18 protein-coding genes are annotated in these 12,457 nt (G+C 57.0%); 6 read left to right on the top strand and 12 right to left on the bottom strand.

Annotated elements, in window-relative coordinates; translation table 11 throughout:
* The first annotated feature begins 255 nt into the window (after nt 1–255).
* Nucleotides 256–561, top strand: a complete 306-nt coding sequence (locus RYA97_RS25685; RefSeq protein ID WP_316893332.1) for a hypothetical protein — start codon at nt 256–258, stop codon at nt 559–561.
* 295 nt (nt 562–856) lie between these two features.
* The gene (locus tag RYA97_RS25680) at nt 857–1,069 is read left to right on the top strand and encodes a cold-shock protein (RefSeq protein ID WP_002553156.1); all 213 of its coding nucleotides are present in this window, start codon (nt 857–859) and stop codon (nt 1,067–1,069) included.
* 65 nt (nt 1,070–1,134) lie between these two features.
* Here RYA97_RS25680 and RYA97_RS25675 read toward each other — a convergent pair whose 3' ends face one another.
* Nucleotides 1,135–1,482 carry an I78 family peptidase inhibitor gene (locus RYA97_RS25675; protein ID WP_057404375.1) on the bottom strand — a complete coding sequence of 116 codons (348 nt, stop codon included), beginning with the start codon at nt 1,480–1,482 and terminating at the stop codon, nt 1,135–1,137.
* Nucleotides 1,483–1,791: 309 nt separating this feature from the next.
* Here RYA97_RS25675 and RYA97_RS25670 point away from each other — a divergent pair, with 309 nt between their 5' ends.
* Nucleotides 1,792–1,986: a hypothetical protein gene (locus RYA97_RS25670; protein ID WP_002553154.1), complete on the top strand. Its 195-nt coding sequence runs from the start codon at nt 1,792–1,794 to the stop codon at nt 1,984–1,986.
* Nucleotides 1,987–2,013: 27 nt separating this feature from the next.
* Here the strand turns inward: RYA97_RS25670 and RYA97_RS25665 are convergent, their stop codons facing one another.
* The 8 genes from RYA97_RS25665 to RYA97_RS25630 form a co-directional block, all read right to left on the bottom strand.
* Nucleotides 2,014–3,039, bottom strand: a complete 1,026-nt coding sequence (locus RYA97_RS25665) for a nucleoside hydrolase (protein WP_057404374.1) — start codon at nt 3,037–3,039, stop codon at nt 2,014–2,016.
* A 22-nt stretch (nt 3,040–3,061) separates the two neighbouring features.
* Complete coding sequence (rbsD, locus tag RYA97_RS25660) at nt 3,062–3,466, bottom strand: D-ribose pyranase (protein WP_054076388.1); 405 nt, start codon at nt 3,464–3,466, stop codon at nt 3,062–3,064.
* Nucleotides 3,463–4,383 (bottom strand): ribokinase, encoded by a 921-nt coding sequence (gene rbsK, locus RYA97_RS25655; RefSeq protein ID WP_316893330.1) that lies wholly within the window; start codon nt 4,381–4,383, stop codon nt 3,463–3,465. The genes rbsD and rbsK overlap by 4 nt, the downstream gene beginning before the upstream one ends.
* A gap of 30 nt (nt 4,384–4,413) precedes the next feature.
* Nucleotides 4,414–5,430 (bottom strand): LacI family DNA-binding transcriptional regulator, encoded by a 1,017-nt coding sequence (locus tag RYA97_RS25650; protein WP_316893329.1) that lies wholly within the window; start codon nt 5,428–5,430, stop codon nt 4,414–4,416.
* A gap of 1 nt (nt 5,431) precedes the next feature.
* Nucleotides 5,432–6,424 (bottom strand): ABC transporter permease, encoded by a 993-nt coding sequence (locus RYA97_RS25645; protein WP_002553148.1) that lies wholly within the window; start codon nt 6,422–6,424, stop codon nt 5,432–5,434.
* Nucleotides 6,421–7,974, bottom strand: a complete 1,554-nt coding sequence (locus tag RYA97_RS25640; RefSeq protein ID WP_016981984.1) for a sugar ABC transporter ATP-binding protein — start codon at nt 7,972–7,974, stop codon at nt 6,421–6,423. The genes RYA97_RS25645 and RYA97_RS25640 overlap by 4 nt, the downstream gene beginning before the upstream one ends.
* Before the next feature lie 53 nt (nt 7,975–8,027).
* A complete protein-coding gene (locus tag RYA97_RS25635) occupies nt 8,028–8,948 on the bottom strand; it encodes a sugar ABC transporter substrate-binding protein (protein ID WP_371875231.1) in 921 nt (306 codons plus the stop codon).
* Between the two features lie 232 nt (nt 8,949–9,180).
* Nucleotides 9,181–9,405, bottom strand: a complete 225-nt coding sequence (locus tag RYA97_RS25630; protein WP_002553145.1) for a YgdI/YgdR family lipoprotein — start codon at nt 9,403–9,405, stop codon at nt 9,181–9,183.
* Between the two features lie 133 nt (nt 9,406–9,538).
* Here RYA97_RS25630 and RYA97_RS25625 point away from each other — a divergent pair, with 133 nt between their 5' ends.
* The 3 genes from RYA97_RS25625 (at nt 9,539) to RYA97_RS25615 (ending at nt 10,967) form a co-directional block, all read left to right on the top strand.
* A complete protein-coding gene (locus RYA97_RS25625) occupies nt 9,539–9,790 on the top strand; it encodes a DUF1654 domain-containing protein (RefSeq protein ID WP_004662361.1) in 252 nt (83 codons plus the stop codon).
* A 4-nt stretch (nt 9,791–9,794) separates the two neighbouring features.
* Entirely contained in the window at nt 9,795–10,496 is a 702-nt protein-coding gene (locus RYA97_RS25620; protein WP_117140358.1) for an endonuclease, read from the top strand.
* 234 nt (nt 10,497–10,730) lie between these two features.
* Nucleotides 10,731–10,967 (top strand): DUF6555 family protein, encoded by a 237-nt coding sequence (locus tag RYA97_RS25615; protein WP_039847515.1) that lies wholly within the window; start codon nt 10,731–10,733, stop codon nt 10,965–10,967.
* A gap of 77 nt (nt 10,968–11,044) precedes the next feature.
* Here the strand turns inward: RYA97_RS25615 and map are convergent, their stop codons facing one another.
* From map to RYA97_RS25600, 3 genes are all read right to left on the bottom strand, one after another.
* Nucleotides 11,045–11,836, bottom strand: coding sequence for a type I methionyl aminopeptidase (map, locus tag RYA97_RS25610; RefSeq protein ID WP_316893327.1), 792 nt, complete (start codon nt 11,834–11,836; stop codon nt 11,045–11,047).
* A complete protein-coding gene (locus RYA97_RS25605; protein ID WP_002553140.1) occupies nt 11,833–12,090 on the bottom strand; it encodes a ParD-like family protein in 258 nt (85 codons plus the stop codon). The genes map and RYA97_RS25605 overlap by 4 nt, the downstream gene beginning before the upstream one ends.
* An 87-nt stretch (nt 12,091–12,177) precedes the next feature.
* A complete protein-coding gene (locus RYA97_RS25600; RefSeq protein ID WP_004662355.1) occupies nt 12,178–12,387 on the bottom strand; it encodes a hypothetical protein in 210 nt (69 codons plus the stop codon).
* Nucleotides 12,388–12,457: the final 70 nt, after the last annotated feature.

The raw sequence follows: 12,457 nt of genomic DNA, 5'->3' as shown, positions 1-12,457 counted from the left end.
GGCCAACCTTGAACCGGACCAGATGACTGGAATGTACGAAAAACCTGCCTGCGTCGCGTCCAAAGCCATCAGCCATGGGGACACTTGAAAATAACAGGACGCGCATCCTAGCACAGCTCGGCCGACACCGGACGTTCATATGCGTAAATCACGCCAAATAACACGTCACCTGAACTGGCTGGCTTGATGAGCGTCTTAACCAATCAGGATCCTGTACGTTTCCTTGTTCACTAAAGTCAGCAAAAGGAGAACACCATGAAGCTTTCCCGTCTGTCCGCACTCCTCGCCTGCGCCGCCGTCATGGCCCCTTGGGGCGCTCAGGCTGCCATGGAAAAAACCGTGCAAGACACGTTCACCCAGGAATGCATCGCTGCGGCGAATCAGCACAAGCAAGATGCCAAGGCCGCGCAGGCTCATTGCGATTGCAGCGCCCGGGTAGTGAACAAGGAGTTTTCTCAGCAGGAAATCGAAGCATTGATCAGTACCGATAGCGCTCCTGCCCCTGCATTGACGCAAAAACTGCAGAAACTGGTTGCCGAAAACTGCACCAAATCAAAATAAATCATTTTTTTTAACGCAGTAAAGCAGCTGCCTGAAATGCCGAGAGCTGCGCCCCGCCGCCAACCTGAAAGCCTTGCAGAGCGGGGCTTTCAGCATATCCCGAACAGTCTTGATGCAAGGCTGGCAGAGACATCATTTAGCCACTTTATGTGTATGACGCTTTGCATATGCAGCGACCCAGACTAAAGAGATCACCTTAGTAGCTGTCTTTTTGCGCATTTCGACTATGATAGGCTCGTGTGCCCAGTTGGCCTGAGCAGCACGTTATTGAAAATTATGTTTCTGGAGATACACCATGTCTAATCGCCAAACCGGCACCGTAAAATGGTTCAACGATGAAAAAGGCTTCGGCTTTATCACTCCACAGGGTGGCGGTGACGACCTGTTCGTACACTTCAAAGCGATCGAAAGCGACGGTTTCAAAAGCCTGAAAGAAGGCCAGACCGTTTCTTTTGTTGCTGCTAAAGGCCAGAAAGGCATGCAGGCAGAACAAGTCCGCGTTGACTGATTCATTCGGCGCAAAAAAACCCCGTCGCTGACGGGGTTTTTTATGCGCCACAGAAAAGTGCCGACTCAACCGCAGTTGATGCGTGTCACCTTTCCCGAAGCGTCGGTATTAACGTTTACCCGCTCGGATCGGTATTCCAACGTAACCATATCGTCAGGCCCGAGAATGCGGGCATCCTGAGAACCGGTACGGGCGCGCACTTGTGACAGAAGGTCGATGGACGCTGGCTTGCCGATTGCGAACTGGCCAAGCCCTGCGTCACAACGGCCGGGTATGGCGTTGGCGTTACTGGCGGATGCGGAAGCGTCTGCCTTGACGGACGCTTCAGCGCCCTTATCAGAGGACGTGCTGCTGCATCCCGCCAGCAACAACGCCACGACCACAAAACCCAATGTTGCGAACTTCCGGGGCATACACCCTCCTCTGCCAATAAAACATTCCAGACCTGTCCGACCGCACTCAGGCGCGTTGGTTGCACACCTCAGTTGAGAAGCCATCGGTAACCTGTTGATCTGCCTGGGCCGGGAGTCTGCCTTGGGATCACACAAGGCGCGCGGTGAAATCGTCACAAAACGTTTACAACCTATTGCCATAGACTCGGACTATCGGGATGAGATGTAAGTAGAAGTGTCAAAATGTGCGCGGGATGGTTTACTGCGAGAGACGCAAGCGCCGGGAAGCGAACAGCGTAGTGCGTGACCCTTTACTGGAGATCAACAGACATGACAGCCATAACTCTGGATGCAGACATCAAGGCCAGATGGCCTCAGGGCCACTGCTCGCACAGCCCCGGAAACCCGGAAGAGCTGATGATCATTGCCGTCGACCTGCTGATCAAGGAACTGGGCACCGAGGGCGCCCGCGCCTTCATCAGCCAGGTACTGAGCCGTTATGCCACGGCAGGGCTGCCGGTCTGATGCACCTGTTGCAGCCCGCGTGATGGGTTACTTCAGTCGCGCCAGACGCTCGGTCAGCAGATCGAAGAAACCCTGAGCGTCGCCATTCTCGACCCAGAATACATTCTGCGGCTGCTTGAGCGTGCCGTACCAGTCAGCCACCGTCTGGCCGAAACCAATGCCCTCGCGGGTGTCGACCGCAACGTTGATCTGCCGCCCGGAAAACAACTCGGGCTTGAGCAACCAGGCAATGACACTGGCGTCGTGAACCGGACCACCGGGCAAGCCGTAATGCTCCATGTCCAGTTTGACGTATTCATTGAGAATGCCGTCGACCAGCTTGCCGGCGTTATTGCCCAATGCGGCAATCTGCTTGAGGCGTTGTTCGCTGGTCAGGATCTTGTGGGTCACGTCCAACGGTACGTAAGTAAGCTTCACACCACTGGCCAGAACGATCTGCGCAGCATGCGGGTCAGCAAACAGGTTGAATTCGGCAACCGGCGTAATGTTACCGCCGTTGAAATGCGCGCCCCCCATGACCACCACTTCCTTGATGCCCTGGGTGATTTCCGGTGCCTGCACGAGCGCCAGCGCCAGGTTGGTCTGCGGACCGAGCATGGCGATAGTGATGCTGTGCGGCTTGGCCTTGCTCAAGGTGTGGATCAGGTAATCGACTGCATTACCGTCGGCCAACCCCTTGGCTGGCTCATGCACGGGCACGCCGGGCAACCCTTCCTGACCGTGAACGTTTTCTGCGTAGATAGGTGTGCGCACCAACGGTTTGGGCGCACCGGCATACACCGGCACTTCTTCACGCCCGGCCCATTCACGCGCCAGCCTGGCATTGCGCGAGGTCTTGTCCAGACGGACATTGCCGGCGACGGTGGTGATCGCCATCACGTTCAATTCTTCGGGTGACGCCAGCGCCAGCAGCAACGCAACGACGTCGTCCGCGCCAGGGTCGGTATCGATGATCAGATCACGCTTTTCTGCCGCCTGAACGGCAGCGCTACTCAGTATGGACAAGAGCAATGCTCCACGAATGAACTGTCTGGAAAACTGCATCAACGTCATATGAAACTCCCTTTCTTAATAGCTAGAACACAACTCCGGAAACCAGCGCCACATTACTGTACGGCTGGCATTCTCCGGTACGGATGATTGCCCTGGCCTTGCGGCTCAATACTTTCAGGTCCTCATGGCTTATCCAGCGCTGCTGACCCAATTGATCATCAAGGTTCAGGCTTTCGATGACCTGCAATGCGGGCGGCTTGACCTCGGCCATTTCGTTGGCCAGCACATGGCTTTCGACCTGCATCTCACTCAGTACCACGTCCAGCACACTGACGAAATCAGGTACGCCGCGAGTCAGCGCCAGGTCGACCAGCTCGACGCCTGCCGGTACTGGCATTCCAGCGTCGACGATCATCAGGATGTCGCCATGCCCCAGCGACGCAATGACGCGAGACAGGGCAATGTTGAGTAGCGGGGTCTTTTTCATAGTGAATCGAATTCCTTTACTTCCTCGAACGTCGGGATGGACGGCTGGGCACCCGCGCGGGTCACGGATATGGCTGCCGCGGCCTGACCGAAGCGAATGGCCTGCGATTCACTCTGACCCGCCGCCAGTGCTGCGGCAAAACCACCAACAAAGGTATCACCTGCAGCGGTGGTGTCCACGGCCTGTACACGACGCGCAGGGATATGCTCCACGCCCGCAGCACTGGCGAACAGGGTTCCGCGTTCACCCAGGGTAATGATTACGTTGCGCGCCCCGGCCGCCAGCATGGCCGCTGCCGCTTCTTCAGCCGCCGCCGAGGAGTCGACAGTCACACCGGTCAGGGTCTGCGCCTCGCTTTCATTGGGGATCAGATAGTCGATCAGGCCATACCAGTTTGCCGGCAAAGGCTCGCTGGCCGGGGCAGGATTGAGAATGACGGTCTTGCCCAGCGCGCGGGCGCGGGTCAGGGTGTGGAAAACTGTTTCAGTCGGTACTTCAAGCTGGCAGATGACGATCCCGGAACCCGCCAGCAATGCGTCGAAACGCTCGATCAATGCCGGAGTAAGCCGACCATTGCCGCCGGCAACGATGACAATTGCATTCTGACTGCTGGCGTCGACCACAATCGAAGCGATCCCGGTGGACACGCCCTCAACGACCGTCACAGCCTGACAGTCGATATGCTCAGCCAGCAATGCTGCACGCAGTTGTTCCCCGTAGGCATCGGCACCCACACAGCCGATCATCGCCACACTGCCACCCAGGCGCGCTGCGGCAACTGCCTGATTGGCGCCTTTACCGCCAGGCACGGTGTCGAACGTTTCCCCGCCCAGCGTCTCGCCGGGGCGCGGCAGACGCTGGGCGCGGATGACCAGATCCATGTTCAGACTGCCCACTATCACTATTTTTGCTTGCATGGCTCATTAATCCGTTGCTGTGCGTGCGCGTCATTCATTGGACAAAGTGTTCGGCGCTGCCGTGGACTCGCGCACCACGACGCAAGGCGTCACGAGTCTTTTTTCGACAGGAACTGTATGCGGTGTGGCGATTCGGTTTAACAACAGTTCGGCGGCGGTTTCGCCCAGTTGCATGATCGATTGCCCCACGGTGGTGAGGGCCGGATAGACGTAGCGGCTCATCTGAATGTCATCAAAACCGATGACCGACAAATCCTGAGGCACGCGAATCGAACGCTCGGCGGCAGCGCGCAGCACACCGATAGCGATGACGTCGTTGCCGGCAAAGATCGCTGTTGGCGCATGACCGGCCAGCAGCAGCTTCGCAGCCGCATGGCCAGCCGAACTGGTAAATTCGCTGTGCACCGCCCAATCCGGGCCGACCTCGACAGATGCTTGCTGCATGGCCCGCCGATAACCCGCCAGGCGCATCTCGGCAACCATGCTGTCACGCGGCCCGCCAATGCAGGCAATGTGACGATGCCCCAGATCAAGCAGATGTCGGGTTGCCAGCCAGGCACCCTGCTCGTGATCGATGCGCACCATGTCAGCTTCGATGCCTTGCAGCTCGCGGTCGACGATTACCAGCGGCGTGCGCACCTCGGTGAGACCACAGGCGACGCTGGCATCACCCGCCACAGACGAGACAATCAACCCGTCAACGCGCTTTTCCAGCAAAACACGCAAGTAACTGCGCTGTTTTTCCGGGTTGTCGTCGGAATTACAGAGGATCACGCAAAAACCGTTGCGCTCACAGTAGTCCTCGATGCCCCTCGCCAACTCGGCGAAATACGGATTCATACCGTTGGGAATCAACAGGCCGATGGTCGATGTGCTCCTGGCCTTCAGCGAACGCGCCACGGCACTGGGCACATAATCGAGCTGCGCGATGGCCGCCTCGACCTTGAGCCTGACCGGCTCGCTCACCGGCCGGGTCTTGTTCAGCACATGGGAAACCGTGGTGTACGAGATTCCCGCCAGCGCCGCGACATCCTTGATAGTCGCCATATCAGCCCTGGCGCCGTGCCCGGTGACTGCGGTAGGTGTCCAGCACTACTGCGATCACAATCACCGCACCAGTGATGATGCGTTTGGTCGGCTCGGTCGCACCGATCTGCGCCAGGCCTGCGGCCAGTACCGAAATGATCAGCACGCCGAAAAAAGTACTGATGATCGAACCGCGCCCGCCCATCAGGCTGGTGCCACCGATCACGACGGCGGCAATCACTTGCAGCTCAAGCCCGGCACCGGCATTCGGATCAGCCGCTTCCAGTCGCGATATCTGAAACAGCGCCGCCACACCGGCCAACAGGCCCATCAGCGAGAACACCAGAATCTTGTAGGGTTTGGGATTGATACCGGCCAGACGCACCGCTTCTTCATTGGTGCCGATGCCGATCAGGTAGCGACCAAAAACGGTACGGGTCAGCACCGCCTGAGCAATGAAAATAACCAGCAGTGCGATGATGAAGGACGGCGCGATACCGAACGCGATCGGGTCAGACAGCCAGGCGAACGAATCACCGATATAAGCAGTGCGCGAATTGGTCATCTGGTAGGCCGCGCCACGAGCCATCTCCAGCACACCGAGGGAGACGATGAACGAAGGGATGCGCCAGGCAACGGTAATGGAGCCGGTAATCGTGCCTGCCAGGGTCGCGCAGGCGATGCCTAGCAAGGCGGCCGGGAACACACTCCAGCCCCAGCCCAGGATGGCCACACTCACAGCCGAAGCAGCCAGCGCCAGCACCGACCCAACGGACAGGTCGATACCGCCGATGATGAGGATCAGCGTCATGCCGACCGACAGCACCATCAGGTCAGGGATCTGGTTGGCCAGCATGCTGAATGTCTGATAGGACAGAAAGTGATCGCTGAGCAGGGAAAACAGCACGATCATCACCAGCAGCGCACCCGCCAGCCCGATGTAGGTGCCAAGACCAAAGTAATTGCCGCCGCGACGGGCCGGCACGGTCAGCGTCGGAGAAGGAGTATTTTTCATGAGTCGTTCCTGGGCGCGGCGTCATTGAGCAGCGCGTCACGTTTCTGATAACCGGCAAAGGCAGCGGCAAGCAATTGGTCCTGGGTCCAGCTGTCGCGCTCGAACGTGTCGATCAGGCGACCGGCAGACAGCACACCGATACGATCGCAGATCAACATCAGCTCGCGCAGATCACTGGAAACCACCACCAGCGCCCTGCCCTGACGGGTCAATTCGGCCAGCAGCGCGTAGATATCGAATTTGGCACCGACGTCGATGCCTCGCGTCGGCTCGTCGAACAGCATCACCGGGCAATCACGTTCCAGCCAGCGACCGATCACGACCTTCTGCTGATTACCGCCTGACAGCTCGGAGACCAGCTGGTCCGGACTGGAACTGCGAATACGCATGGCAGCCACCTGGCGCTGCGCCAGCTTCAGTTCGTCATCGGTGTTGACCAGGCCTGCTCTGGAGATCGAATGCATATTACCCAGCGCAATGTTGGCGCTGATTGACTGCGACATCAGCAGTCCTTCGCTCTTGCGGTCTTCCGTGATCAGGGCAATACCGTGCTCCACGGCGTCCGAGGGTGAACGGATGGTGACGGCTTGCAGTGGCTGCCCAACTTCAATCGCACCACTGTCGGCAACATCTGCACCGTAGATCAGGCGCAGCAACTCGGTGCGCCCGGCACCGATCAGCCCGGAAATACCGAAGATTTCACCTCGTCGCACATCGAACGAAACATCCTGAACCTTGCCGGCACGACTGAGCCCCTTGACTGACAGCGCTACTTCGCCAATCTGCCGGGCGCCCATGTCCATGTGTTCGCCAAGTTCACGGCCGACCATCAACGTGACCAGTTGCTCGCTGTTGTAGCGGGCAATCGGCTCGACGCACACCAGCTTGCCATCGCGCAGTACGGCTATGCGCTGAGACACCCTGGCAAGCTCCTCAAGCCGGTGGGAGATGTAGATGATCGAGACGCCACGAGCCTGCAGCCGCGTGATCTGCTCGAACAGCATTTCCACCTCGCGTGAGGTGAGCATGGCAGTAGGCTCATCGAGGATCAGCACATGGCAGTCGCCAACCAGGTTGCGAGCGATCTCGACCATCTGCTGATGACCGATCCCCAAATCGCCGACCAGCGTATCGGGATCAATAGCGTCCAGACCCACTTGAGCCATAGCCTTGATCGCATTTTCACGCAGGCGCTTGCGGTCGATCCAGCCAGCACGACGCGGCAGGTCGTCAAGGAACAGGTTTTCGGCAACGGTCAGGGTCGGCAGCAGGTTCAGTTCCTGCATGACCATGCGAACCCCGAGCTTTTCGGCCTGGGTACGACTCGCAGGTTCATAAGGCTGCCCTTGAAACTCCATGCGCCCGGTAGTGGGCGTCACCAGGCCGCCAATGATTTTCGACAAGGTGCTTTTACCGGCACCGTTTTCCCCGGTCAGGGCCAGCACTTCGCCACGCATCAACGTCAGATCGACGTCACCGAGCACGGGTTGAGCGTAGGTTTTACCGATGCCACTGACCGAAAGAACAGCTGTCTGAACAGACGCTGACATACATTTCTCCCAGCACCCGTCCTTCAAGGACGGGCACCTTTACGCGGCGTGGATCAAGGTTTGGTAACGAGTTCTACTGGCGTTTCGATGACGCCTTTTTCGTTGGTGTCGACCTTCTCGCCTTTGACCAGCTTCAACGCAGCTTCAATACCAAAGACCGCTTGTTTGGCTGCAAACTGGTCAGCAGTGGCCAACACTCGGCCGTCCTTGAGCATCGGTTTGATCGCGTTGATGTTGTCGTAACCCACCACCATGACCTTGCCAGCCTTGCCTGCTGCACGCACCGCAGAAACCGCCCCCAGCGCCATGCTGTCGTTACCGGCCAGCAGGGCCTTCAGGTTCGGGTATTCATTGAGCATCGCCGAAGCAACGGCGTTGCCCTTGTCGATTTCCCAGTTGCCGGACTGTACAGACACAACCTTCATCTGCGCTTTGTCCATGGCATCCTTGAAACCGGCGGTGCGTTGCTGAGCGTTAGTGGTGGTCGGCACGCCTTCGATAATGCCGACTTCGTCACCGCTCTTGAGCTGCTTGGCCAGGTAGTCGCCTACCAGCTCGGCACCTTTGCGGTTGTCCGGACCCACGAACGGGATCATCAGGCTTTTGCTTTTGAGCACGTCGGGATCAAGCTGGTTGTCGATATTGACGACTTTGATACCGGCGTCTGTAGCTTTCTTGAGCACCGGCACCAACGCCTTGGAGTCGGCAGGCGCGATCACCAGGGCGTCGACTTTGGAGACAATCATCTGCTCAACGATACGAATCTGCGCAGAGGTGTCTGACTCGTCCTTGATCCCGTTGGAAATAAGGTCGAAGTCGGTGGCGTGCTCTTTCTGATAAGCCTTGGCACCGTCTTCCATGGTCAGGAAAAATTCATTGGCGAGCGACTTCATCACCAATGCGACCTTGGGTTTTTCAGGCGTCTGAGCGTATGCAGCAGAGAGGGGCATGACTGCCGTGACAGCAGCGAACATGGCGACAGCGAGAAGGCGTCCAGCAAATGGCAGCTTCATGAGTTCATCTCCGATCTTGTGATTATTGTTCGGGCGAACGACGCAGGGTCGATGCAATGCATCAACACGCAAACGTTTGCGAGGGATGAACTATGAAAAAACCCGCAGGGTTTGTCAATCCGTCGGAAATGAAATCTGTTTGTACTGCTCGCCCCCAACGCACAGGGAACGAGCATTAGCGTTCAGTCGGATTTCACTCCTCCGGTCTGACCGTAGCCACTTCGTCGGCCTTGATTCGGACTCTCTTGCCGGAGATGTCTTCAAACTCGTAGAAACCATCACGACTCTTGGTCTTGGGCATGTCCTTGGTGATGTATTGTGTGCCGTTCTGAAGCGTGACGACCGAAGGCGTGGAACAGCCTGCCAGCAGTACAGCAGTTGCGGCCAGTAACGGAAACGTCAGTGACTTGATATTCATGCGCGACTCCGGGAGCGTTGGTTTTTCAAGACAATAGTGTGCCATTTCAAGCGCTTTATCTTACATAGATGTTGCGAAAGATCCGACACTGAAATACTGTATGCCCGTACAGCTAAAATCAGGAACCCTATCCGTGGCCAAACAAACCGCAGCGACCGCCTCCACTCCCGGCCCTTACGAGCGCATGGGCATGCGGGTACAGAAGATCATCAACTCGCCTACCGCGCAGAAATCCAGGGCTGCCCTGCTTTTTCGTCAACCGGATGAGTCAGAGGACGACTGGGCGCAGCTTCTTGAAGAAATAGCCGAGAACGACAACGTCACCCTCGCCTGGCGCGACGATGGTGGTGTGCAAATATTCTGGACGTTGCCGAAGGAAGACTGACGGCATGATGTTTCGATTCTCGACACTGCTTTGCACCACCCTGCTCATCACCGCTTCATTCAGCGCTCAGGCCCAAGCTCCGCGTACTTTCAGCGAAGCCAAGAAAGTCGCCTGGGGGTTATACGCACCACAATCGACCGAATTTTACTGCGGCTGCAAATACACCGGCAACCGGGTCGATCTTGCTGGCTGCGGCTATGTCCCGCGCAAGAGCGCCAAGCGCGCCAGTCGCATTGAATGGGAACACATCGTTCCGGCCTGGCAGATCGGCCATCTGCGCCAATGCTGGCAGAACGGCGGGCGCAAAAACTGCACAAAGACCGATGCCGTTTATAAACGCGCCGAGGCAGACCTGCATAACCTGGTACCCAGCATCGGCGAAGTGAATGGCGACCGCAGCAACTTCAGCTTTGGCTGGGTACCCGAGCAAAAAGGCCAGTACGGTTCTTGCCTGACGCAAGTGGATTTCAAGGCGAAAAAGGTCATGCCTCGCCCTTCCATTCGCGGCATGATCGCCCGCACCTACTTCTACATGAGCAAGCAATACAACTTGCGCCTGTCGCGTCAGGATCAACAGCTTTATCAAGCCTGGGACAAGACTTATCCGCCCCAGGCCTGGGAGCGCCAGCGCAATCAGCAGGTCGCCTGCGTTATGGGTCGGGGTAATGATTTTGTCGGCCCGGTAGACCTCAAGGCATGTAAATGAGGCTTGTTTCAAAACAGAAGATCTTCGTTTGGATGACCATTGGGTCATCCATTCATGCGTATGAGTGAATCCAAAACCACTCATCGGACAACTGGCAACGACATCTCGAAACAACGCGATTTTCGTTCTACGCTCTGAAGACAGCAACGTGACCGGAGAAGGCTTCTCGCGCATGCCCCACTGGAAAAATCACACTATTTTGATGGCATGCCGTCAGGCTTACGAGCAGGAAAGATGAATCATCAAACGGAATTTGAAATTCACTATCAGTTCAATGGCGAACCTCGTTGCTTTCTGCACCAGACCAGGCAAATGTGCCAGTGCGACGCATTGCACTGCGCAACGCTACACGCCGGCGTCGGCACAGTGAGTGGCAATATGTCTGCTGGGCCGATAGGAATGGCGACCTTGCAAGCCGAGCGTTTTGGCGTAACAGAAGTAAGCTGGAAAAGATCTTCGCCGCAGTACTGAAACATCACCCCTGATCAAAAAAATGGCCTTTCGACAAGGCCATTTTTTGTGTACATAAATCGCCAGACCACTGACGTTTAAATGGCAGGATAATCGCCTGTCCCCTCAGGCCAGGGCGTCAGCAGTTCAAAACCGGTCGAAGTGACTGCAACCATATGCTCCCATTGCGCAGACAATGAAAGATCGCTGGTCAGAACCGTCCAGCCATCCGGCAAGGTACGAGTACCGGCCCTGCCGGCATTGATCATCGGTTCGATGGTGAACACCATGCCCGGTTTTAGCCTGAGGCCCTTGCCCTGAGCGCCGTAGTGCAGAACCTGGGGCTCTTCATGGTACTTACGGCCAATGCCGTGCCCGCAATATTCACGCACCACACTGAAGCCTTCACGATGAGCGATGCTCTGAATGGCATAACCGATATCACCCAGCGTCGCCCCCGGACGCACTGCATGAATACCGGCGCGGGTTGCTTCGTAGGTCGTCTCGACAAGACGTTTTGCCAAGGGGCTGACCTCACCGACCAGATACATACGGCTGGTATCGCCGTACCAGCCATCCTTGATGACCGCGACATCGATATTGACGATATCGCCATCTTTCAGAATATCGGTGGAAGAAGGTATGCCATGACAGACCACTGCATTGGGAGAGATGCAGGTAGTCTTGGTAAAACCGTGATAGCCCACATTCGCGGGAATCACTTTCAACTCCTTGACGATGTACTCGTTGCAGATATCGTCCAGCGCTTCGGTGCTCACGCCAGCCTTGACGTAAGGCGTGATCATTGCGAGTACATCGGCAGCCAGCCTGCCGGCTATGCGCAACTGCACAAGGTCCTGTTCGGTCTTGATACCGATGGCGCTGCTCATGAGGCCGCCTTGGAAAGGCTGGACGCAGAAAGCTCTGCAACGTTGAAGTTCGAAGCAGTCAGCACCGTGCCGCCTGCGTTCTCGATACGGATCAACATCTGGCAGATCTCGCTGTAATCCAGTGCCGGGTGCAATTCGGCAAGCATGCCGATGCGCATCCAGTGCTCAGCCTGCGCATTGATGGAGCGACTGAGCGCAACGCTGGCAGAGCGCAGGTTGGCGTGCATGTTTTCGGAAATCTTTACCAGACCCATGATTCACCTCAAATTGAATATATGAAGCATATACGTTACATATACTCACAATCAACCCGAGACGCATCATGGCCGCTACCAGCCGCACTATTCCATCGCGCTGGCCTGACGGAATTCGCCACTCGCGCGGGCTGCCGCAATGGCTATCGATACATCCTGCTCGTAGCCATTGAACTGACGAAGACCTGCCGCCAGCCGGAGGAAATCCTCACGCTGCATTTCATTGACGGTAGAGAGGGTACGATGCTGCTGGGCAACCGGGCTTTGTACTGACGTTTGCACTGACTTAAGGGACATGACAGACCTCATTCGTTCTTTACTGTTCATGCATACAGTATTTAGAACCGAGCGCCGACACAAGACTGAC

The sequence above is a fragment of the Pseudomonas syringae group sp. 26L6 genome (assembly GCF_032587815.1).
GTDB lineage: Bacteria > Pseudomonadota > Gammaproteobacteria > Pseudomonadales > Pseudomonadaceae > Aquipseudomonas > Aquipseudomonas amygdali.
Note: the sequence above shows the minus strand (reverse complement) of the source record. Positions and strands in the feature narration are given on the sequence as shown.

Excerpts from the sequence above, each read along its gene's own strand:
- RYA97_RS25685 (WP_316893332.1), top strand. The coding sequence starts at position 256 with ATGAAGCTTTCCCGTCTGTCCGCACTCCTCGCCTGCGCCGCCGTCATG.
- RYA97_RS25680 (WP_002553156.1), top strand. The coding sequence starts at position 857 with ATGTCTAATCGCCAAACCGGCACCGTAAAATGGTTCAACGATGAAAAA.
- RYA97_RS25675 (WP_057404375.1), bottom strand. The coding sequence starts at position 1,482 with ATGCCCCGGAAGTTCGCAACATTGGGTTTTGTGGTCGTGGCGTTGTTG.
- RYA97_RS25670 (WP_002553154.1), top strand. The coding sequence starts at position 1,792 with ATGACAGCCATAACTCTGGATGCAGACATCAAGGCCAGATGGCCTCAG.
- RYA97_RS25665 (WP_057404374.1), bottom strand. The coding sequence starts at position 3,039 with ATGACGTTGATGCAGTTTTCCAGACAGTTCATTCGTGGAGCATTGCTC.
- rbsD (WP_054076388.1), bottom strand. The coding sequence starts at position 3,466 with ATGAAAAAGACCCCGCTACTCAACATTGCCCTGTCTCGCGTCATTGCG.
- rbsK (WP_316893330.1), bottom strand. The coding sequence starts at position 4,383 with ATGCAAGCAAAAATAGTGATAGTGGGCAGTCTGAACATGGATCTGGTC.
- RYA97_RS25650 (WP_316893329.1), bottom strand. The coding sequence starts at position 5,430 with ATGGCGACTATCAAGGATGTCGCGGCGCTGGCGGGAATCTCGTACACC.
- RYA97_RS25645 (WP_002553148.1), bottom strand. The coding sequence starts at position 6,424 with ATGAAAAATACTCCTTCTCCGACGCTGACCGTGCCGGCCCGTCGCGGC.
- RYA97_RS25640 (WP_016981984.1), bottom strand. The coding sequence starts at position 7,974 with ATGTCAGCGTCTGTTCAGACAGCTGTTCTTTCGGTCAGTGGCATCGGT.
- RYA97_RS25635 (WP_371875231.1), bottom strand. The coding sequence starts at position 8,948 with ATGTTCGCTGCTGTCACGGCAGTCATGCCCCTCTCTGCTGCATACGCT.
- RYA97_RS25630 (WP_002553145.1), bottom strand. The coding sequence starts at position 9,405 with ATGAATATCAAGTCACTGACGTTTCCGTTACTGGCCGCAACTGCTGTA.
- RYA97_RS25620 (WP_117140358.1), top strand. The coding sequence starts at position 9,795 with ATGATGTTTCGATTCTCGACACTGCTTTGCACCACCCTGCTCATCACC.
- RYA97_RS25615 (WP_039847515.1), top strand. The coding sequence starts at position 10,731 with ATGAATCATCAAACGGAATTTGAAATTCACTATCAGTTCAATGGCGAA.
- map (WP_316893327.1), bottom strand. The coding sequence starts at position 11,836 with ATGAGCAGCGCCATCGGTATCAAGACCGAACAGGACCTTGTGCAGTTG.
- RYA97_RS25605 (WP_002553140.1), bottom strand. The coding sequence starts at position 12,090 with ATGGGTCTGGTAAAGATTTCCGAAAACATGCACGCCAACCTGCGCTCT.
- RYA97_RS25600 (WP_004662355.1), bottom strand. The coding sequence starts at position 12,387 with ATGTCCCTTAAGTCAGTGCAAACGTCAGTACAAAGCCCGGTTGCCCAG.